Raw genomic sequence first — 20847 nt, 5'->3', positions numbered from 1 at the left:
CCGCGATTGGCCGCAAAGCGGCCATAAAACCTGAGTCCCGGGTGTGTCAGGCAGATCCGGGACTCAGGTTTTACGACGGCTTCGCCGCCGATCGCGGATAAATCCGCTCCTACAAGGTCCGCGCCGCCATATGGATTGGCTCCACAACTGACTCTCCACCCGGCCGCTCTTCCGCACCGCAAGAGACCCCGAACCATGAACGCCGAAACCCGAATCCTCGAACTGCGCGCCGAACTCGACCAGCACAACTACCGCTACTACGTCCTCGACGAGCCCAGCGTGCCGGACGCCGAGTACGACCGCCTGTTCCGCGAACTCCAGGCCCTGGAAGCCGAGCACCCGGAACTGGTCACCGAGGACTCGCCCACCCGCCGCGTCGGCGGCGCGGCCCTGGCGGCCTTCACCCAGGTCCGCCACGAAGTCCCCATGCTCAGCCTCGGTAACGCCTTTGAAGAAGACGACCTGCGCGAATTCGACCGCCGCGTCACCGAAGGCCTCGACCTCCCCGCCGGCGACCTCTTCGGCGGCGGTGCGCCCGTCGACTACAGCTGCGAGCCCAAGCTCGACGGCCTCGCCGTAAGCCTGCTCTACCGCAACGGCCAGCTCGTCCAGGGCGCCACCCGCGGCGACGGCACCACCGGCGAAGACATCAGCGTCAACGTGCGCACCATCCGCAACGTCCCCCTCAAGCTGCAAGGCGAAGGCTGGCCGGACGTGCTGGAAGTGCGCGGCGAAGTCTTCATGAGCAAGGCCGGCTTTGAAAAGCTCAACGCCTCCCAGGCCGAAATCGGCGGCAAGACCTTCGCCAACCCGCGCAACGCCGCCGCCGGCAGCCTGCGCCAGCTCGACTCGAAGATCACCGCCAGCCGCCCGCTGGAATTCTGCTGCTACGGCATCGGCCAGGTCTCGGCGCCGGTGGGCGACACCCACATCGGCATCCTCGAACAGCTCAAGGCCTGGGGCATGCCCATCAGCCGCGAGCTCAAGCATGCCGCCGGCATCGAGGAATGCCTGGCCTACTACCAGGACATCGGCGCCCGCCGCAACGACCTGCCGTACGAGATCGACGGCGTGGTGTTCAAGGTCAACAGCCTCGCCTCGCAGCGCGAACTCGGCTTCCGCGCCCGTGAACCGCGCTGGGCCATCGCCCACAAGTTCCCGGCGATGGAAGAGCTCACCGAAGTCCTCGACGTCGAATTCCAGGTCGGCCGCACCGGCGCCGTCACCCCCGTGGCGCGGCTCAAGCCGGTCAAGGTCGCCGGCGTCACCGTGGCCAACGCTACCCTGCACAACATGGACGAAGTTGCCCGCCTGGGCGTGATGATCGGCGACACCGTGATCATCCGCCGCGCCGGCGACGTCATCCCGCAAGTGATGCAAGTGGTCCTGGAGCGCCGCGACCCCGAGGCCGTGCGCCCGGTACAGATCCCCACCGAATGCCCGGTGTGCGGCTCCCAGGTCGAGCGCACCCAGCTGGTCAAGCGCAGCAAGGGCAAGGAAACCGTCAGCGAAGGCGCCGTGTACCGCTGCGTCGGCCGCCTGGCCTGTGCGGCGCAGCTCAAGCAGGCGATCATCCACTACGTCTCCCGCCGCGCCATGGACATCGACGGCCTGGGCGAAAAGAGCGTCGAACAACTGGTGGACGAAAAGCTCATCGCCTCGCCGGCCGACCTCTACCGCCTCACCTTCGAGCAGGTGGTCGAGCTCGAAGGCTTCGCCGAAGTGTCCAGCAACAAGCTCCTGGCCGCCATCGAAGCCAGCAAGCGCCCGGGCCTGGCGCGCTTCATCTACGCCCTCGGCATCCCTGACGTGGGCGAAGAGACTGCCAAGGTCCTGGCCCGCTCCCTCGGCTCGCTGCAACGGGTGATGAAGGCCCTGCCGCAGGTGCTCACCTACCTGCCGGACATCGGCCTGGAAGTGGCGCACGAGATCCACAACTTCTTCGAAGACGAGCACAACCGCAGCGTCATCCAGCAACTGCTGGACTGCGGCATGGTCCTGCAGGACGAAGGCGAGGTCGCGGCCGAGTTCGCCCGCAGCACCACCCTGGCTGGCCTGATCGCCAAGCTGGATATTTCCTCCGTCGGCCCGACCGGCGCGGAAAAGCTGGTGGCCAAGCTCGACAGCCTGGACGCCATCTTCGCCGCCGACGGCATCGACCTGCGCCAGGCCCTGGCGGCCAAGCAGGCCGAAGCGGTGCGCGAATTCTTCCTGATCGAAGCCAATCGTGACCTGGCTCGCGCCATCGAAGCGCAACTGCTGGAATTCGGCATGCACTGGACCAGCGAGAAGAAGGTTGCCGAAGGCCTGCCCCTGGCCGGCCAGACCTGGGTGCTCACCGGCACCCTGGAGCGCATGAGTCGCGATATCGCCAAGGACAAGCTGGAAAGCCTTGGAGCCAAGGTGGCGGGTTCGGTCTCGGGCAAGACCCACTGCGTGGTGGCAGGGCCTGGAGCGGGTTCCAAGCTGACCAAGGCCAATGAGTTGGGGGTCAAGGTGCTGGATGAGGATGCGTTCATCGAGTTTCTGGCGGAGCAGGGCATCGCCCTCTAACGTCCCTCGCGGTGTCCGCGTTCCCATGGGCGACGCGGACCCCTGTGGGAGCTGGCTTGCCAGCGATTGCGTCGGTGAATTCAGCCTCCTGATTGCGGTGGTTCGCCGCCCTCACAATCAGCCTTCATTTCGGTAAGCCTGACACAACTGGCGCTCAGGCTCTCCGACAGCTTCGCCATCAATTGCCAAAAGACGCGCAGCTAGTCCCTCGCTTCGGACAAGTCCTTGAGAAATGATGATTTTTTCTCACTCAAAGGTTGTAACTCTGCCGCAGACCGGTACAATAGCGCGGCTCGTCACCTGACGAGCCGCGTTATGGTGGCCCCATCGGTCCCCCCGCAACGATTACCCGTAAACCTGGTCAGGCCCGGAAGGGAGCAGCCACAGCGGGAACATTGTGTGCCGGGGTGTGGCTGGTGGGGCCGCCTCCATTTCTGGGGTCTGAAAAGTCGTTTCAGGGCCTCTATCTCGTCGCTTTGCCCCTTCTTTATGCGCCCGTTTATCTGAGGGCTCATTTTCCTGTGATTTGTAATCGTTCTATTCCAGTGGCCGATTTCATTTTAATACCGCGTTGCATTTTCGGTGTTGTTCGGTGCTTGGTGCAACAGGATAGAATTCGCGCTTCATAGGAACAGGGTGGTCAATTTGAAGCTCGGACAAATACGCGCGCGATACGTCGAGCATGCTGAGATCGCCTTTCCCTTGATCGCACCAGTTTTGAGTCAGCGTGCCGGGGTCGAAATTTCGCTGGGTTCGATCGAGGAAGCGGAAATCTTGGCAACGGAGCTGTGGCGTCAACACCCCGCATGCCAAGTCACGTGGGGGTGGCGAGAGTTGATGCGCCGGATCCGACGGACTGCCAAGCGTATGGATGCCTCATTCTATTGCGGTGATCAGCTTTGTGGCTTGATGGTTGCCACGATTTCCCGGTCACGTGTGAATGTCAATGTGATGTACGTTGAAGCATCACCGGATCCTGAGCACCCACTGAAGAAAGTCTTCCTGGGAGTCGCGATGTTTCATGCTGAATTATTTGCTGCCTCATTGGGCGCTACCCACGTCTCCGTATCGAATCCGTTGCCCTTGGTCGTGGATTATTACCTACGCTTGGGGTACGGGCGGATTTTCAATGATCGGAAGCGTATGGCCCGTGGAAGCCCACCGAGAGATAAACTGCTTGTGAAGGCGATTAGGTAGGTTGTTTTGACCGCCGCTGGTGATTGGCGTAGGGTGGACACTGAGGAGCGAGGTAGGAGGTTCATATGGCAAAGCTCACTGCCCGTTTCGTGGGGCTGAACAGAAAATCAAAGCAAAAGCCGAAAGAAATCGATATTGCTGAGATTTCGCGTCGAATTAAAGACTACGCTGCTGCTCGTGGTGAGTTTTATTCTTTCACCTTCAGTGGTTCCGACGATCAAGAGTTTGTTGGTCCACTCGTCGGTAAGAAGACGAAAGGCATATGGATCAAGAGTATCAAGGCTCGTCAAAAAGAGTCTAAGCCCGATGCAAAGCAGAGTGCTTGATTTTTGATATCACCCCTTCGTGTTAAAAGAAAAGGGGACAGATTTATTTTTCGGCTGGAAAAATAAATCTGTCCCCTTTTTTCTGAGTATGCCGCGCGGATCAAGGGCGCCAGCGGGACCACCAATCGCGCCGCCAGCGAAACCCAGCAGCTAGGCTTCGGTTATCCGGAAGTCGGCGCGGAACTGGGCAAGCGCTGGAACCTGCCGCAGACCATCCAGTCGGCGATTCGCTATCAGGCGCAGCCACATCAGGCGCCGGATGGGCAGCCATATGCGCGGATCATTGCCCAGGCCATGGAAATTTGTGATGCGTTGGAGCAGCACGGCGGGCCGGGAGTGGAGGCACGTAATGCGTTGGGTGGGCCGTTGTTCGAAGGCGTGGATCTGGATGGGTTGTTCGAGAAGTTGCCGGTGGTGCTGGAGCAGGACAAGGCGTTTGCCGACTTTCTCGCCTGATCATCGCGACACTCTTTTCCCGATGAGCCTACGAGGTTCAATCCGAATGTCCCGAGTTCCAGCGCAAGCTTGTGGCTAATCAGAAAATGGCCCAAGACTTGCGCTGGAACTGGACTCTACGATCGAGGATGTTTGCTCTCAAACCTCGTCACCGACCCGGGGAGATCGCGACATCCTGCGTGGATGGTGGGCAGGGATCTGCGGAAACGATGTAGCGATTGACGATGGTGAACGTCTTTTCCGGGTCGTGCCCCAGGTTGGTGGGGTGGTACTTTTGCGAAGGCTCCCGTTTGGGGTGATGGTTGGGTAATGCGCAGAATTTCATACGCGCCAGGACGCTTCCATGGACCTTGTCGTGGTTGACGGGTTTGCGTCTCAGCAGCCCTGCGTTCTGATAGAAGTGGGAGAGCAGGACGCTGGCGTCGAAGTATTCGTCGTGCAGCCTGGCATTGAGGCATTCCTGGGGCCACGCCGTGCTTGCGAACAGGCGCTGATCCTTGACCTGCTCCAACATCCAGCGCAGCGGCGTCGCTTCGAGACCTACGGGGTCGGCTGCCTCCGGGTCCAGGTTTTTCGCACACATGGAGGCGTCGAATCCCTTGGAGTATCCCCCGCCCACATCCGCGTGGGCACCCGCGAACCAGACCTCTTCAAGTTGCTGATAGTCGTACTGGGGGACGCCGAATCGCTGCAGGCGGAAACTGTCGCGCTGCTCATCCAGTGACATCGCGTGGTACCCCCGCTTGGCGTACAGCTCCAGGCGGTGACCGTCAGGATCTTCATCGAGTCCGAAGCCGATCGCCGGAACCGTGTCGAAGACGCCTATGACTTCTACCACGGGCCTGGGCTCACCTGGCTTGTCGCCGTGGATTCTGATGCCCTTGTCTTGCCGATATGTCTCGAGGTCGGTTCGAAGTGTCTCCTCGAACGTTGCGCTGCCGTCATTGGTCCTGTTGTAGACGCGATACATGCCCTGGATCTTGCGATGGAAGTTGCCGGCCCAGCGCAGCATGAAGGTGCTGTCCAGCGTGTCAGGTTTGACCGTGTCGAGCTCTGCCAGACCGGCGAACTCGATGAAACCACTGAGTGAGCGTGCGGTGAACGCACCCCGGCTGAAGCCGAACAGATAGATCTGATCACCCGGCTTATAGGTCTCTGCCAGGAAGCGATAGCCCTGGCGAATGTTCGTGTTCACCCCGGCGCCAAACATGGCGCCGCTGACGGGAGTATAGGGATCCGTCCCGACGCCTTTGTCATAGAACGGAATCACCCTGGAGCTGTCAGGGCTGTTCTTGTCCGCGAGGGAGCTGGACAGGGCCAGGTTGTATAGACGCCAGATGTTGGTGGAGTCTTCCTTGTCGTTGGCGGTGCCGTCCAGCAGAACCACCAGCTTGCGCGGCTCGGGTCCTTTGTGCAGGCAGTTGAGCAGCGCCCAGCGTGCCCGCACCTTCTCGTAGGCGTCGTCCGGCTTGCTGAAAGGAAACGTATCGACGCCGGGACAGCCCCGAGCTTTCTGGACCAGTACCTTATCGGGATCCTTTTTGACTCTCTGTGAGGCCGGTACGGCGGTTGAAACGCTCTCGCTCATTGGTGCGAGGTACTGCGGGGGAGTTGAGCATCCTGTCAGGGTGCAGATGATCAGCAGCAAGGTCTTGCGCATAGGGGCCTCGAACGCCAAGTTTCCTGTTTGGTCCTGGGGCCCTGTATTGGACAAGCCGGCCGGACCTTCCATGGAGCGGTAGTCACCAGCAGGCAATCCAATGCATCCATGCTCGTGAAACGCCATCCAACGGACCGACTACTGCAGTCGAGCTGCGACACCTGTCGTGGGTTTTGCACGTTGGTAAGGATCAAGGTAGACGCGGTAAAGGCAATGCGCCATCAGGGGGCCAGCGCTATGCGCGGAGGCGTCCCCCAGGTCATGGAGTTCGCCGACTTCGTTGCTTGATGAAAGTATTCAATGCCGGTCAGTCAGTGATTTTGGGGCCGCAAAGCGGCCCCAACGGCTTCAGCTCAGATCTGCGCCTGACCACCATCCACGAACAACTCCGCCCCATTGACGAAACTCGCATCGCTGGACGCCAGGAACAGTGCAGCCTTGGCAATCTCTTCCGGCTCACCAACGCGCCCCAGCGGGATCTGCGAAGCCAGGTAGTCCAGCAGGCCTTGCTGTTGCGCGGCATCGGGGCCGGCGAGTTCGACCAGGCCTGGAGTACGGGTGGCCCCCGGGCTGATGGTGTTGACCCGCACATTGCGGTCCTTCAGATCCAGAATCCAGTTGCGGGCGAAGGCGCGGATAGCGGCTTTGGACGCGGCATACACGCTGAACGCCGGGGTGCCGGAACTGGCGGCGGTGGAGCCAGTGAGGATCACCGAAGCCTGTGGCGCCAGCAACGGCAGCGCCTGCTGCACGGTGAACAGCGTGCCCTTTACGTTGCGGTCGAAGGTGTCGTGGTAGTGCGCCTCGGTGATCTCGCCCAGCGGCAGCATCGAGCCGCCACCGGCGTTGGCGAACAGCACATCGATGCGGCCGTGTTCAGCCTTCACTCGTTGATAGAGGGCGTCCAGTTGCTCCACCTTCGAGGAGTCGACCTGCACGCCGGTGGCGTTGCCGATCTGCGCGACGGCGGCGTCCAGTTCGGCCTGGCGACGGCCGGTGACGTAGACGGTGGCGCCTTCGCTGGCGAAGAGCTTGGCGGTGGCCAGGCCGATGCCGCTGGTGCCGCCGGTGACGATTGCGATCTTGCCTTCAAGTTTGTTGCTCATGATTGCTTCTCCAAGGGGTTGTTTGTTTCGGTGAGAGAAGCCTATCGACGATCAGGAAAAACCAAAATAGAATCGTTTGAAACTCATCGTTGCAGAAATGAAATGAGCAAGCTTCCGGATTTTGAGGGGCTGGCGATGTTCGCCAAGGTGGCCGAAGAAGGCTCGTTCGCGGCGGCAGCGCGGGTCATGGGGGTGTCGGTGCCGACGGTTTCACGGGCGGTTGCCCGGCTTGAAGAGCGCCTGGGCGGGCGGCTGTTCAATCGCACGTCGCGGCAGTTGTCGTTGACCGAGTTCGGGCACGGCATGGTCGGGAAGGCCAGCGAGATCTATCGCCAGGCCGAGGAGGTCGAAGGGGAGGCCATGGAGTTGTCGGTGCAACCCCGTGGTCAGGTGCGGCTGGCGGTGCCGATGTCGTTCGGGCTGAGGTGGGTGGCGCCCTTGCTGCCGAAGCTGATTCGCCAGTACCCCGAGCTGTCCATCGATCTGCACCTGTCCGATGCCTCAGTGGACCTGGTTGCGGAGGGTTTCGATGCGGCGCTGCGGATTGCGGCGTTGCCGGATTCCTCGCTGGTGGCCCGGCGTCTGTGTGCCGTCACGCAGGTGCTGGTGGCGTCGCCGGCCTACCTGGAGCGGCACGGTCGTCCGCAGCATCCTCGGGATCTGGTTGATGCGCCGTGTCTCAGCTATGCCTACCGCGCCCGGAGCCAGGTGTGGCGCTTTACCGATGCCTCCGGGGCTGAAGAGGACGTGGTGCCCAACGGGCCGCTGCGGGTCACCAACTCCGATGCCATGATTCCGGTATTGCTCGAAGGGCTCGCCATCGCGGAATTGCCCGAGTTCATCGCCAGCGAGTACCTGGCGGATGGGCGTCTGGAGAGGATCCTTCCGGAGTGGAGCATGACGCGGGGAGGGCTGTACTTCGTGACGCCATCGGCGCGGACGCGGCCGGCGAAGATCAGGGCGCTTTCGGACTTTTTCCATGAGCACCTTGCAGAGCCGGTGTGGCGTTGTAGCATGCCCGGCTAATTCGAAAGGATTTCATCATGAAGGCATGGATGGGAATGGTGCTGCTGGCTGGGGCGCTGGCAAATGGGACGGTACTCGCCGCGGATGTTGAGGGCGGGATGAAGTTCTTCAAATCGTGCAGGGGGCTCCTGAATTACTGGAATGGAAAGCCGGTAGAGGCAAACTATGATGCCGCCGCCATGGGCTACTGCGTGGGTGTCGTGCATGGGGTTCGTGCATCGCTGCAATACCTCGAAGGCTGGCTGAAGAACGATCACGCCAAGGTATGTCTGCCTGCCAGCTATGAAGAGGCTATGGGAGTGCAGGCTGTCGTGAAGTTCCTGGATGACCATCCTGACGAGGTGAAGAAGGACGCGGCGCTGATAACAATGCTCGCGCTCAAGTCCGAGTATCCCTGCCGCTGATCAGTGCCGCATGGATTAGGCAAAGGTGTCCCATATTTGGGGCACAGTCCAATCGCGGCGGGAGGCCGACCCTGAATCTTGTGGGAGCGGGCGTTGCCCGCGATGAGGTCATCAGCAACACCCTCGAGCTAACGCTTCGCCAGCGACACCTTCATCAACCGTCGAAACGTCGGGCACGCCAGGTGATCCTCCTCCGGACACTCCGCCGCATGCCGCAACCCCTTGCTCATCGCCTGCAAGCGCTTCACCTGAGCATCGATCTCGTCTGCCCGCTCCAGCAGCTTCTGCCGGTCCACCTGCAGATTGACCAGCATCGCGCCCACATCCTCCAGGGAAAACCCCGCCGCCTGTCCCAGGGCGATCAGCGCCAGGCGATCCTCGACATCCGCCGCAAACTGCCGCCGCTGTCCCGCCCCGGCCAGTGACTGGAGCAGACCGATCTTCTGGTAGTAACGCAGCGTGGAAGCCGGTACCCCGGTGCGTTTGGCGACGTCGGCGATGTCCATGTTCAAATCCTTGACTTGAAGTTGACTTCAACTTCTATCGTGCTCGGCATAGTGGTTTTTCGTCAATGTGCCGAGGGTTTTCGTCATGCTTTCCATTCTGTTTATAGGGGTCGGGGCCACGCTGGTCATGGACCTGTGGACGCTGTTGCTCAAGCGGCTGGGTATCGCCACCTTGAACTACGCCATGCTCGGGCGCTGGGCTGGACATGTGGTTCGCGGGCAGGTTTATCAGCCGGCCATCGCCAAGGCTGAACCGATCGCCCATGAGCTGGCCTGGGGTTGGGGGCTGCATTACGCCGTCGGGCTGTTGTTCGCTGCCAGTTTGGTGATGATCGTCGGGGAGGGCTGGTTGCAGGCACCGACGCTGGGGCCTGCGTTGATCTTTGGCCTGATCACGGTACTGGCGCCCTGGTGTGTGATGCAGCCGGCCATGGGGGCGGGGCTCTTTGCCAGCCGGACGCCGACGCCCTGGCGGAACCGGTTGCGGAGCTTGATGACCCACGCGGTGTTCGGTTGCGGGCTGTATCTGGCTGCCAACCTTCTCTGACTGAGCGCCGCGAACCCTGTGGGGGTTCACCCGCGATGGCGATGGCGGGCCCACTACCGTAATCGCGGGTAAACCCGCTCCCACAAGGTCCGCGCCGCCTTCAGGGGCAATCACGGCCCGATCCAGAATGGCAGGATGCAATTTTGCCCCCGCTCCGCTAGCATTAGCGGTCTTCTCCCGGCTCGTTCAGGTTGCGACGTTTTTCATGAGTTATCAGGTTCTTGCACGTAAATGGCGTCCGCGCTCGTTCCGCGAAATGGTCGGCCAGACCCATGTGCTCAAGGCCCTGATCAACGCGCTCGACAACCAGCGGCTGCACCACGCCTATCTGTTCACCGGCACCCGCGGCGTGGGCAAGACCACCATCGCGCGGATCATCGCCAAGTGCGTCAACTGCGAAACCGGTATCACCTCGACCCCCTGCGGCACCTGTTCGGTATGCCGGGAGATCGACGAGGGCCGTTTCGTCGACCTGATCGAGATCGACGCCGCGAGCCGGACCAAGGTCGAGGACACCCGCGAACTGCTCGACAACGTGCAGTACGCCCCCAGCCGCGGGCGCTTCAAGGTCTACCTGATCGACGAAGTGCACATGCTTTCCAGCCACTCCTTCAACGCCTTGCTGAAGACCCTGGAAGAGCCGCCGCCCTACGTAAAATTCATCCTCGCCACCACCGACCCGCAGAAACTGCCGGCGACCATCCTGTCCCGCTGCCTGCAGTTCTCCCTGAAGAACATGACCCCCGAGCGCGTGGTCGAGCACCTGACCCATGTGCTGGGCGTGGAGAACGTGCCCTTCGAGGACGACGCCCTGTGGCTGCTCGGCCGCGCCGCCGACGGTTCGATGCGCGATGCCATGAGCCTTACCGACCAGGCCATCGCCTTCGGTGAAGGCAAGGTGCTCGCCGCCGATGTCCGCGCCATGCTTGGCACCCTCGATCACGGCCAGGTCTACGGCGTGCTCCAGGCCCTGCTGGACGGCGATGCCCGCGCGCTGCTCGAAGCCGTGCGCCATCTGGCCGAGCAGGGCCCGGACTGGAACGGCGTGCTCTCGGAAATGCTCAACGTGCTGCACCGCGTCGCCATCGCCCAGGCCCTGCCGGAAGCGGTGGATAACGGCCACGGCGACCGCGACAAGGTGCTGGCGCTAGCCCAGGCCCTGCCGGCCGAGGATGTGCAGTTCTACTACCAGATGGGCCTGATCGGCCGCCGCGACCTGCCGCTGGCGCCGGATCCGCGCGGCGGCTTCGAAATGGTCCTGCTGCGCATGCTGGCCTTCCGTCCGGCCGACAGCGGCGATGCCCCGGGCACGACGCTAAAGCCAGTGGGGATCAGCCAGGCCACGACTGATTCCCCGGCACCGGTGGCCCCGGTTGCGGTCGCCGCGCCAGTTGCCCAGCCTGCGGCAGCTCCAGCTCCAGCTCCAGCTCCAGCTCCAGCTCCAGCTCCAGTCGTCGAGGCGGCCCCTGCGCCGGTTCCTGAGCCCGAACCGGAACCGGAACCTGTGCCAGAACCCGAGCCTGTGGTCGAAGCCGCGCCGGAGCCCGAGCCCGTCGCGGAAGTCATCGACTTGCCCTGGGAAGACCCGGCCCCCGCGCCAGTCGCCGCACCACAGCCTGAACCCACTCCGGCCCCTGAGGCCGCGCAGGCGGTCGCCCCGCGTGAAGAACCGCCACTGGACGACCACGCCTACAGCCCCGCCGGCATGGACCGCGACGACGAGCCACCACCGGACGACGACTACTACCCGAGCGACCTCGATCCGGCCGGCTTCAGCTACCTGGACGAACTGGCCACCGAGCACGCTGCCGAACTCTCTGACGAGCCGGCCGCCGAGCCGGAACCCGAGCCCGCCGCGCAGCCGGCCACCGGCCTGGCCCTGCAATGGCTGGAGATGTATCCGCACCTGCCGATTTCCGGCATGACCGGCAGCATCGCCGCCAACTGCACGCTGATCTCTGCCGAGGGCGACAACTGGCTGCTGCACCTGGACCCGAACCACAGCGCCCTGTTCAACGCCACCCAGCAACGGCGCCTGAACGAGGCCCTGAACCAGCACCTTGGCCGCACGCTCAACCTGAGCATCGAGCTGATCCGCCCCGAGCAGGAAACCCCGGCCCAGGCCGCGGCGCGCAAGCGGGCCAACCGCCAGCGCGAGGCCGAGGAGTCGATCGAGAACGACCCGTTCATCCAGCAGATGATCCAGAAGTTCGGTGCCAGCGTGCGCCACGATACTATTGAACCTGTCGACGCCGTGGTGACCCAGGGCGAGTAACCGTATATCCAGCGCCGCGCTCCGTGCGCGGTGCGTCCAACAACTACCGAGGTGATTCTCATGATGAAAGGTGGCATGGCCGGCCTGATGAAGCAGGCGCAGCAGATGCAGGAAAAGATGGCCAAGATGCAGGAAGAACTGGCCAACGCCGAAGTGACCGGTCAATCCGGCGCCGGCCTGGTCAGCGTGGTCATGACCGGTCGTCATGACGTCAAGCGCATCAGCCTGGACGACAGCCTGATGCAGGAAGACAAGGAAGTGCTGGAAGACCTGATCGCCGCCGCCGTCAACGACGCGGTGCGCAAGGTCGAACAGAGCAGCCAGGAAAAAATGGGCGGCATGACTGCCGGCATGCAGCTGCCTCCAGGCTTCAAGATGCCGTTCTAAGACGGCATTCCGTTACATCCCGGTGGGAGCGCGGCCGCGAGGTCGTTGCTCCCATCGTCGTTTCTCCCCATTCGTTGATTTGCCAGGCCCATTACCATGAGTTTCAGTCCCCTGATCCGCCAGTTGATCGATGCCCTGCGCACCCTGCCGGGCGTGGGTCAGAAAACCGCCCAGCGCATGGCCCTGCAACTGCTTGAGCGCGACCGCAGCGGCGGCACCCGCCTGGCCGAGGCCTTGACCAAGGCCATGGAAGGGGTCGGGCACTGCCGTCAGTGCCGCACCCTGACCGAGCAGGAGCTGTGCCCGCAATGCGCCGACCCGCGCCGGGACGACACGCTGCTGTGCGTGGTGGAGGGGCCGATGGATGTGTATGCGGTGGAGCAGACCGGGTATCGCGGGCGCTATTTCGTGCTCAAGGGGCATCTGTCGCCGCTGGACGGGCTGGGGCCTGAGGCCATTGGCATTCCGCAGCTGATGGCGCGGATCGAGGAGCAGGGGACCTTTACCGAGGTGATCCTGGCGACCAACCCGACGGTGGAAGGCGAGGCGACGGCGCATTACATCGCGCAGTTGCTGGTGGAGAAAGGGTTGGTGGCATCGCGGATCGCCCATGGGGTGCCGCTGGGCGGGGAGCTGGAACTGGTGGATGGCGGGACTCTGGCGCACTCGTTCGCTGGCCGGAAGCCCATTTCCCTGTAGTGCGCAGGACCCTGTGGGAGCGGGTTCACCCGCGATTGCGGTGGTGAATTCACTATCGTAATCGCGGGTGAACCCGCTCACACTGTTCGCGGTGCTTCCTGTCAGTATTCGCTGAGCGAAAACTCGGTCAGGCAGAACGTCGGTACCCCGGCCTCGACCAGCTTCTGCGATCCACCCAGCTCTGGCAGGTCGATGATCGCCGCCGCCTCGAACACCGCAGCCCCCATGCGCCGCACCAGGTTCACCGCCGCCAGCAAGGTCCCGCCGGTAGCGATCAGGTCATCGAAGATCAGCACCTGGTCGCCTTCGCACAGGCTGTCCGCATGCACTTCCAGGAACGCTTCTCCGTACTCGGTCTGATACCCCTGGCTGATCACATCCGCCGGCAACTTGCCCTGCTTGCGGAACAGGATCAGCGGCTTGTTCAGCTCATGGGCGATGATCGAGCCGATCAGGAAGCCACGGGCATCCATCGCGCCGATATGGCTGAACTCGGCCTCGACATAACGCTCGATGAATTGGTCCATGACATGGCGCAGGCCCCGGGGCGACTGGAACAGCGGGGTGATGTCACGGAAGATGACGCCGGGCTTGGGAAAGTCCACGACCGGGCGGATGAGGGATTTCAGATCAAAGCTTTCGCTGGGCATGGAACGGGTATCCTGGTGGGCAAAACGCCCGTCAGTATACCCGTTTAACGCTGAAGTCAGGCTTCCAGCGCACCACCGGCCAGCGCGCAGAGCTGGATCGGGTCGACGATCCGCACTTCCTTGCCTTCGGCCTCGATCAGGCCGTTCTGCTGGAAGCGGGTGAACACGCGGGACACGGTTTCCACCGCCAGGCCCAGGTAGTTGCCGATCTCGTTGCGCGACATGCTCAGGCGGAACTGGTTGGCCGAGTAGCCACGGGCACGGAAGCGCGCCGACAGGTTGACCAGGAAGGTGGCAATGCGTTCGTCGGCGGTTTTCTTCGACAGCAGCAGCATCATCTGCTGGTCGTCACGAATCTCACGGCTCATCACTCGCATCAACTGGCGGCGCAACTGCGGCAGTTGCACCGACAACTCGTCCAGGCGCTCGAAGGGAATTTCGCACACCGAGGTGGTTTCCTGGGCCTGGGCCGACACCGGGTAGGTTTCGGTGTCCATGCCGGACAGGCCGACCAGTTCGCTGGGCAGGTGGAAGCCGGTGATCTGCTCCTCTCCACCGTCACTGAGGCTGAAGGTTTTCAGGGCACCGGAACGTACTGCGTAGACAGAGCCGAAGTTGTCGCCCTGCCGAAACAGAAATTCGCCTTTTTTCAGGGGTCGCCCGCGTTTGACGATTTCATCCAGTGCGTCCATGTCTTCCAGGTTCAGCGACAGCGGCAGGCACAGTGGCGCCAGGCTGCAATCCTTGCAATGAGCCTGGTTGTGAGGGCGCAGTTTAACTGGCTCAGACATTTCATCGATCCTTGTGGGAAAGCACACATAGAACGCAAGGGTAACCCAGCCGGGCTACTGTAGGCCAGCTTGCTCTGTCTTGGTGCGGCTTTCGCTCAAGTTCGCGGCTTCGAAGCCGATAAAACGACATGAATCATCTCTCCAGGCAGGCCCGGCCATGTTGACCGTCGACAGTAAAACGACTCGCCAGACGCTTCCTGCCAGTCCGGCCGATACCCGCACAAGCCCCGTGGCAGAGGCTTCGGCCCGGAGTGCATCGTCCACCGAGGGAATCCGCGTCGAGCTGTCCCTCAAGGGCTTGGAAGTCTCCAGCAAACACCAGGCCGATACCGATATCGACGAAAGCGGGTTGCCGGAGTCCGTTCGTCAGTTGCTCAAGATGATTCGCAAACTGCAAAAGGAACTGGCCGAGGCCAGCCGCCAGCTCCAGGCGTTGATGCGCGATCGCTCCCTCGATCCGGTTGAAATGCAGAAGAAGACCGCAGCGCTCCAAGCGCGGGTCAGTGCCTTGTCCGCCTCCCTCAATACCCTCAACTTCGGTCTGGTCCGGGCCATGAGCCAGGCCGACCTCAGCCCTGACGATGTGAACAAGGCGATGAAGTTCCTCGCTGCCTGACTAGTGTGGTGTTTCACAAATAACGACCATAACTCGCGGCGCTTTTTGCACTCATGCTGCGTTGTCGCTCCTCGCCGTAGCTGGGCTACGACTCGTCGCGCCGTCTTGCCTGAGCGCAAAAATCACTCGCGACTTATTGGTCGTATTTGCAAAACACCACACTAGATCACCCGCGAGAAACGCTGGCGATTGGTCAGGTCCAGGTAGGTATCGAACACCATGCACACCGAACGCACCAGCAGGCGGCCGGCCGGCAGCACGCTGATGCCGTTGTTGCGCAGTTCGATCAGGCCATCTTTGGCCATGCCTTCCAGCGCCGGCCACAGGTCCTTGAAGTAGCCGCGAAAATCGATGGTGAACAGGCTTTCGATACGCTCGAAACTCAACTCGAAATGACAGATCAGGTCCTGGATCACCGCCCGGCGGATGCGGTCGTCCTGGTTGCAGATCAGTCCGCGGCTGGTGGCCAGTTGTGCAGCGTCGAGGGCGTTCTGGTATTCGGTCAGGTCGCTGCTGTTCTGGCAGTACAGGTCGCCGATCTGGCTGATGGAGGACACGCCCAGGCCGATCAGGTCGCAATGCCCGTGGGTGGTGTAGCCCTGGAAGTTGCGTTGCAGGGTGCCTTCTTCCTGGGCGATGGCCAGCTCGTCGTCGGGCAGGGCGAAATGGTCCATGCCAATGTAGCGGTAGCCGGCGCGGGTCAGCTGTTCGATGGTGGCGTGCAGCATCTCCAGCTTGGCCGCCGGGGCCGGCAGGTCGCTGGCGTCGATGCGCCGCTGCGGCATGAAGCGCTCCGGCAGGTGCGCGTAGTTGAACACCGAGAGGCGGTCCGGCTGCAGCTTGATCACTTCGTCGACGGTGCGGGCAAAGCCTTCCGGGGTCTGCTTGGGCAGGCCGTAGATCAGGTCGAGGTTGATCGAGCGGAATTGCAGGGTGCGCGCCGCTTCGATGATGGTGCGGGTCTGTTCCAGGCTCTGCAGGCGATTGATAGCCCGCTGTACGGCCGGGTCGAGGTCTTGTACGCCGAGGCTGACGCGGTTGAAGCCCAGCTCGCGGAGCAGGCCCATGGTCGACCAGTCGGCTTCGCGCGGGTCGATCTCGATGCCGTAGTCGCCGGAGTCGTCGTCCAGCAGATTGAAGTGCTGGCGCAGGTGAGCCATCAGCTCGCGCAGTTCGACGTGGCTGAGGAAGGTCGGGGTGCCGCCGCCGAAGTGCAGTTGCTCGACCGTCTGCCCGGGGTCGAGGTGGCAGGCGATCTGCTGGATCTCCTGTTGCAGGCGCTGCAGGTACGGCTGGGCGCGGGCGCGATCCTTGGTGATGACCTTGTTGCAGGCGCAGTAGTAGCAGATGTTGGCGCAGAACGGCACGTGCACGTAGAGGGACAGCGGGCGCGCCGCGCGGCGGCTGTCACGCAGGGCGTGGAGGAGGTCGAAGGAGCCGATCTCGCTGTGCAGTTGCACCGCGGTCGGATAGGAGGTGTAGCGCGGACCGGCCAGATCGTAGCGGCGGATCAGGGCGGCGTCCCATTGGAGGGCATCGTGCATGGTGGCATTCCCGGGAATTACGGCAGTGTCCGGAGTCTAGGGAGCGCCACGTACATCTGTGTTGATTTGCATCAAGCGCGCTTCAGTGACCCATCAGCCAGTGCTGGTGCGGCCCCGGCAGGGTCCACAGGCCGAACAGGATCACTAGCAGCCCGCCCGCCACGCGCACGCCGCGCCGGCGCAGGAGGGCGGTGACACGCTCGGCGGCCAGGCCCGTGGCCAGCAGGATCGGCCAGGTGCCGAGGCCGAAGGCCAGCATCAGCAGGGCGCTGTGCAGCGCATTGCCCTGGCTGGAGGCCCACAGCAGGGTGCTGTAGACCAGGCCGCAAGGGAGCCAGCCCCACAGGGCGCCAAGCAGCAGGGCGCGGGGCAGGCTGGACACCGGCAGCAGGCTCGTGGCTACCGGCTGGATATGCTTCCACAGCCCGCGCCCGAGACTTTCCACCCGCGTCAGGCCGCTCCACCAGCCGGCGAGGTACAGGCCCATGCAGATCAGCAGCAACGCCGCGATTACACGCAGTCCTGTCGCCAGCGGGCTCCCGGCCAGGGCCCAGCCGGCGAGGCCGAGTAGCAGGCCGGCGCTGGCGTAGCTGAGCACGCGGCCGAGGTTGTAGGCGATCAGCAGGCGCAGGCGGCGGCCGCGCTGTTCCGGCGGGATCGCCAGGGTCAAGGCGCCCATCAGGCCGCCGCACATGCCCAGACAGTGACCCCCGCCGAGCAGGCCGAGGATCAGCGCGGAACCCAGCAGGGGCAGCAGTTCAACCACGGGCAGGGGGCTCTTTCTGGTCGTCCTCGACGTTGTCCTGGCCTTTCACGGCGGCCTGGTGCTTGGGGTCCTGGTCGTCGAAGAGGATGCTGTGGGCCGGACCTTCGAGGTCCTCGTACTGACCGCTGTCCACCGCCCAGAAGAAGATATAGATGGCGATGCCGACCAGGACCAGGGCGGCGGGAATCATCACGTAGAGCGCGGGCATGTTGTCTCCTCAGGCCGTCGCGGGTTGCCGGGTGGCGGACGCGCTGTGCGCCGGCGCTGTGCCGCGCAGCCGGGTCAGGCGCAGGGCGTTGAGCACCACGATCAGCGAACTGACCGACATGCCGACCGCCGCCCACACCGGTGTGATCCAGCCGAGGGCGGCGAACGGCAGCATGAGGCCATTGTACAGCGCTGCCCAACACAGGTTCTCGATGATGATCCGGCGGGTGCGACGGGCCAGGCCGAAGGCCTGCACCAGAGTGTCGAGGCGGTTGGACAGTAGCACGGCGTCGGCGCTGGTCTTGGCCAGGTCGGTGGCCGAGCCCATGGCGATGCTGATGTCGGCGGCAGCTAGTACCGGCACGTCGTTGACCCCATCACCGAGCATCAGCACCTTTCGGCCCTCGGCCTGCAGGGTTTTCAGGTGTTGCAGCTTGTCGTCCGGGCGCAGGCCGCCGATGGCCTGGTCGATCTTCAGTTCGGCGGCGACGCTGGCCACCATCGGCGAACTGTCGCCGGACAGCAGCAGGGTCTGCCAGCCACGGGCGCGGCAGGCGTCGAGCAGGTCGGCGGCGTCATGGCGCAGGCGGTCGTCGAGGACGAACCAGGCCAGTGGGCCCTGGGCATCGCCGAGCAGCAGCCACTGGCCGGGCTCGTCCGGCATGACGGGCAGGGCGGCGCCGCTCAGTTGGCAGACGAAGGCCGGCTGGCCGATACGCAGTTGGCGGTTTTCCACCTGGCCTTCGAGACCCAGGCCTGGCGTGCTCTGCACTGCCTCGGCCACGGCGACGGTGCGGCCAAAGGCGCGGGCGATGGGGTGTTCGGAGCGGTTTTCGAGGGCGGCGGCAAGGCGCAGGCAGTGGTCGGCGTCGAGGTCGGCCAGCGGGCGGATGGCGCGCAGGGTCAGGCGGCCTTCGGTAAGAGTGCCGGTCTTGTCGAAGATCACCGTGTCGATCTGGTTCAGGCCTTCCAGCACATGACCGCGGGTCAGCAGCAGGCCGAGGCTGTGCAGGGTGCCAGTGGCGGCGGTGAGGGCGGTCGGGGTAGCCAGGGACAGGGCGCAGGGGCAGGTGGCCACGAGCATGGCGAGGACGATCCAGAAGGCCCGTCCGGAATCGATCTGCCACCAGAGCAGGCCGATGCCGAGGGCGGCCACCAGGCTGAACAGCAGGAACCATTGCGAGGCGCGGTCGGCGATTTCCGCCAGGCGCGGTTTTTCCGATTGGGCCCGTTCCAGCAGGCGAACGATGGCGGACAGCCGGGTGTCATGGCCGAGGGCCTGGACTTCCACGGTCAGCATGCTTTCCACGTTGAGGGTACCGGCGGTGACCTGGTCGCCGCTCTGCCGCGGGTGGGGCAGGTATTCGCCGGTGAGCAGCGATTCGTCGATGCTCGATTGGCCTTCGACGATGCGCCCGTCCGCCGGCAGCACGGCACCGGGCTGGACCTGGATGCGGTCGCCGATCTGCAGTTCGCGCAGCAGGATGCGTTCGGCGTTGCCGGTGGCATCCAGTCGCAGGCACGAGGCCGGCAGCAGGTTGACCAGTTGCGCGGTGGCTGCTGCCGTGCGCTCGCGGGCGCGGCGTTCCAGGTAGCGGCCAGCCAGCAGGAACAGGGCGAACATGCCTACCGCATCGAAATACAGCTCGCCACTGCCGGTGATGGCGGTCCAGATCCCGGCGACATAGGCCAGGCCGATGGCCAGGGATACCGAGACGTCCATGGTCAGGTGACGGGTGCGCAGGTCGCGGGCGGCGCCCTTGAAGAACGGCGCGCAGCTGTAGAAGACGATGGGGGTGGTGAGGAACATCGCCACCCAGCGCAGGATGGTGTGCATCTCGGCGCTCAGGTCGATGTTGAATTCGGGCCAGGTGGCCATGGTCGCCATCATCGCCTGGAACCACAGCAGGCCGGCGACGCCCAGTTGGCGCAGGGCGGTGCGGTTTTCGCTGGCCAGTTGCTCGGCGGCGCGGTCGGCCTGGTAAGGGTGGGCGGCGTAGCCGATCTGGCGCAGTTCGGCGAGCAGCCGGGACAGCGGCAAATGGCTGTCGGCCCAGTTCACCAGCAGGCGGTGGTTGGACAGGTTCAGTCGCGCTTGGACGACGCCGGGCAGCGCGCGCAGGTGTTTCTCGATCAGCCAGCCGCAGGCGGCGCAGCTGATGCCTTCGATCAGCAAGGTGGTTTCGGCGAGTTCGCCTTCGTGGCGGACGAAGGGTTGCTGGACGTCGGCGCGGTCGTACAGGGCCAGTTCGTCCTGCAATTGCTTGGGCAGCGCTTCGGGGTTGGCGCTGGCTTCGCTGCGGTGCTGGTAGTAGCTCTCCAGCTTGCCGGCGACGATGGCCTCGGCCACGGCCTGGCAGCCGGGGCAGCAGAAGTGCCGTGGCTCGCCGAGCACGACAGCGGTGAAGCGGCTGTCGGCGGGGACGGGGAGGGCGCAGTGGTAGCAAGGCGTGGGGGTGGTCATGACTGTCTTATCGCAGGTCTTTCGGTGGTGACCCCAATCGCTGGCAAGCCAGCTCCCACAGGATTTGTGAACACCGCGAACCCTGTGGGAGCTGGCTTGCCAGCGATGAGGCCATTAGCAGCACGGCATTACTTGTCCAGGTGCTCGGCCCCTTTCAGTTCTTCATCCCCAAGCAGCAAGGTCACGTCATGCTTGACCTCTTCCTCCTCGAACAGCCGCCAGGTCTGTCCTTTCTCGGTGCCCAGCAGTTCGACGAAGCGCCGGCCTTCCACCCGATCCGGCAACTGCCCGACATAGCGCCCCTCACCACTCAGGGTCAGCGCCACCTTGCGATCCTTCTCCGGCTGGGTCGGCGAGATCAGGTTCAGCTCCAGGGTCTGTGGCTGGGTGTCACCGGTCAGGCGCAGTTCCACCTCGCCGGTGACCTCGTCCAGGTGCACGCTGGCCTTGAGCTTCAGGGTCTGCGCCAGTAGCTCGCGGTCCAGCGAGCGGTTGATGCCCTTGCCAGCCTCGTAGTAGTTGTCGTTGACCAGGTTGTCCGGGTTGTTCACCGCGATGCTGACCATGGTCAGGCTCAGGGTCACCGAAGTGGCCAGGATGCCGATGATGATCCACGGCCAGAGGTTCTTGTACCAGACGCTGTGAACAGTGTTCGTTGCAGGCATGG

20 protein-coding genes, 1 other RNA gene and 1 pseudogene are annotated in these 20847 nt (G+C 63.6%); 12 read left to right on the top strand and 10 right to left on the bottom strand.

What is annotated here, in order from left to right; translation table 11 throughout:
* The first annotated feature begins 195 nt into the window (after nt 1-195).
* The 5 genes and pseudogenes from ligA to AC5QPF_RS22190 form a co-directional block, all read left to right on the top strand.
* Nucleotides 196-2553, top strand: coding sequence for an NAD-dependent DNA ligase LigA (gene ligA, locus AC5QPF_RS22210; RefSeq protein ID WP_494959904.1), 2358 nt, complete (start codon nt 196-198; stop codon nt 2551-2553).
* Nucleotides 2554-2878: 325 nt separating this feature from the next.
* Nucleotides 2879-2975: signal recognition particle sRNA small type (ffs, locus tag AC5QPF_RS22205), an RNA gene on the top strand.
* Nucleotides 2976-3198: 223 nt separating this feature from the next.
* Complete coding sequence (locus tag AC5QPF_RS22200) at nt 3199-3750, top strand: hypothetical protein (protein ID WP_494959903.1); 552 nt, start codon at nt 3199-3201, stop codon at nt 3748-3750.
* Between the two features lie 65 nt (nt 3751-3815).
* Nucleotides 3816-4076 (top strand): hypothetical protein, encoded by a 261-nt coding sequence (locus AC5QPF_RS22195; RefSeq protein ID WP_494959902.1) that lies wholly within the window; start codon nt 3816-3818, stop codon nt 4074-4076.
* An 84-nt stretch (nt 4077-4160) separates the two neighbouring features.
* A pseudogene (locus AC5QPF_RS22190) lies at nt 4161-4532 on the top strand (HDOD domain-containing protein); the annotation flags it as partial.
* A gap of 148 nt (nt 4533-4680) precedes the next feature.
* On the opposite strand, the gene AC5QPF_RS22185 reads toward AC5QPF_RS22190, so the two are convergent.
* On the bottom strand, nt 4681-6192 hold the full coding sequence (locus tag AC5QPF_RS22185; protein ID WP_494959901.1) for a phospholipase effector Tle1 domain-containing protein: 1512 nt from the start codon (nt 6190-6192) through the stop codon (nt 4681-4683).
* Between the two features lie 353 nt (nt 6193-6545).
* Nucleotides 6546-7298, bottom strand: coding sequence for an SDR family oxidoreductase (locus AC5QPF_RS22180; RefSeq protein WP_494959900.1), 753 nt, complete (start codon nt 7296-7298; stop codon nt 6546-6548).
* A gap of 102 nt (nt 7299-7400) precedes the next feature.
* On the opposite strand from AC5QPF_RS22180, the gene AC5QPF_RS22175 reads away from it, so the two are divergent.
* Nucleotides 7401-8324, top strand: a complete 924-nt coding sequence (locus tag AC5QPF_RS22175) for a LysR substrate-binding domain-containing protein (protein WP_494959899.1) — start codon at nt 7401-7403, stop codon at nt 8322-8324.
* A gap of 17 nt (nt 8325-8341) precedes the next feature.
* Nucleotides 8342-8728: a Rap1a/Tai family immunity protein gene (locus AC5QPF_RS22170; RefSeq protein WP_494959898.1), complete on the top strand. Its 387-nt coding sequence runs from the start codon at nt 8342-8344 to the stop codon at nt 8726-8728.
* A gap of 128 nt (nt 8729-8856) precedes the next feature.
* On the opposite strand, the gene AC5QPF_RS22165 is transcribed toward AC5QPF_RS22170, so the two are convergent.
* A complete protein-coding gene (locus AC5QPF_RS22165) occupies nt 8857-9234 on the bottom strand; it encodes a MerR family transcriptional regulator (RefSeq protein ID WP_494959897.1) in 378 nt (125 codons plus the stop codon).
* An 85-nt stretch (nt 9235-9319) separates the two neighbouring features.
* Here AC5QPF_RS22165 and AC5QPF_RS22160 point away from each other — a divergent pair, with 85 nt between their 5' ends.
* From AC5QPF_RS22160 to recR, 4 genes are all read left to right on the top strand, one after another.
* Nucleotides 9320-9781, top strand: a complete 462-nt coding sequence (locus AC5QPF_RS22160) for a DUF2938 family protein (protein WP_494959896.1) — start codon at nt 9320-9322, stop codon at nt 9779-9781.
* A gap of 205 nt (nt 9782-9986) precedes the next feature.
* Nucleotides 9987-12056 carry a DNA polymerase III subunit gamma/tau gene (gene dnaX, locus AC5QPF_RS22155; protein WP_494959895.1) on the top strand — a complete coding sequence of 690 codons (2070 nt, stop codon included), beginning with the start codon at nt 9987-9989 and terminating at the stop codon, nt 12054-12056.
* A 60-nt stretch (nt 12057-12116) separates the two neighbouring features.
* A complete protein-coding gene (locus AC5QPF_RS22150; RefSeq protein ID WP_075802553.1) occupies nt 12117-12443 on the top strand; it encodes a YbaB/EbfC family nucleoid-associated protein in 327 nt (108 codons plus the stop codon).
* 96 nt (nt 12444-12539) lie between these two features.
* On the top strand, nt 12540-13142 hold the full coding sequence (gene recR / locus AC5QPF_RS22145; protein ID WP_494959894.1) for a recombination mediator RecR: 603 nt from the start codon (nt 12540-12542) through the stop codon (nt 13140-13142).
* A 101-nt stretch (nt 13143-13243) separates the two neighbouring features.
* Here the strand turns inward: recR and AC5QPF_RS22140 are convergent, their stop codons facing one another.
* Entirely contained in the window at nt 13244-13792 is a 549-nt protein-coding gene (locus tag AC5QPF_RS22140) for an adenine phosphoribosyltransferase (protein WP_494959893.1), read from the bottom strand.
* Nucleotides 13793-13848: 56 nt separating this feature from the next.
* A complete protein-coding gene (gene fnrA / locus AC5QPF_RS22135; RefSeq protein WP_330074187.1) occupies nt 13849-14583 on the bottom strand; it encodes a Crp/Fnr family transcriptional regulator FnrA in 735 nt (244 codons plus the stop codon).
* A gap of 229 nt (nt 14584-14812) precedes the next feature.
* Here fnrA and AC5QPF_RS22130 point away from each other — a divergent pair, with 229 nt between their 5' ends.
* Complete coding sequence (locus tag AC5QPF_RS22130; RefSeq protein WP_494959892.1) at nt 14813-15199, top strand: hypothetical protein; 387 nt, start codon at nt 14813-14815, stop codon at nt 15197-15199.
* A 161-nt stretch (nt 15200-15360) separates the two neighbouring features.
* Here the strand turns inward: AC5QPF_RS22130 and hemN are convergent, their stop codons facing one another.
* The 5 genes from hemN to AC5QPF_RS22105 form a co-directional block, all read right to left on the bottom strand.
* Nucleotides 15361-16743: an oxygen-independent coproporphyrinogen III oxidase gene (gene hemN, locus AC5QPF_RS22125; RefSeq protein WP_494959891.1), complete on the bottom strand. Its 1383-nt coding sequence runs from the start codon at nt 16741-16743 to the stop codon at nt 15361-15363.
* A gap of 82 nt (nt 16744-16825) precedes the next feature.
* On the bottom strand, nt 16826-17509 hold the full coding sequence (locus tag AC5QPF_RS22120; protein WP_494959890.1) for an urease accessory protein UreH domain-containing protein: 684 nt from the start codon (nt 17507-17509) through the stop codon (nt 16826-16828).
* On the bottom strand, nt 17502-17717 hold the full coding sequence (gene ccoS / locus AC5QPF_RS22115) for a cbb3-type cytochrome oxidase assembly protein CcoS (RefSeq protein ID WP_494959889.1): 216 nt from the start codon (nt 17715-17717) through the stop codon (nt 17502-17504). Before ccoS ends, AC5QPF_RS22120 begins: the two co-directional genes overlap by 8 nt.
* A 9-nt stretch (nt 17718-17726) precedes the next feature.
* A complete protein-coding gene (locus AC5QPF_RS22110; protein WP_494959888.1) occupies nt 17727-20180 on the bottom strand; it encodes a heavy metal translocating P-type ATPase metal-binding domain-containing protein in 2454 nt (817 codons plus the stop codon).
* A gap of 128 nt (nt 20181-20308) precedes the next feature.
* Nucleotides 20309-20845 carry a FixH family protein gene (locus tag AC5QPF_RS22105; RefSeq protein ID WP_494959887.1) on the bottom strand — a complete coding sequence of 179 codons (537 nt, stop codon included), beginning with the start codon at nt 20843-20845 and terminating at the stop codon, nt 20309-20311.
* Nucleotides 20846-20847: the final 2 nt, after the last annotated feature.

It is taken from the genome of Pseudomonas sp. Con_6, assembly GCF_059379395.1.
The sequence above is the reverse complement of the archived record's forward strand: the minus strand, read 5'-3'. Positions and strand labels throughout refer to the sequence as shown.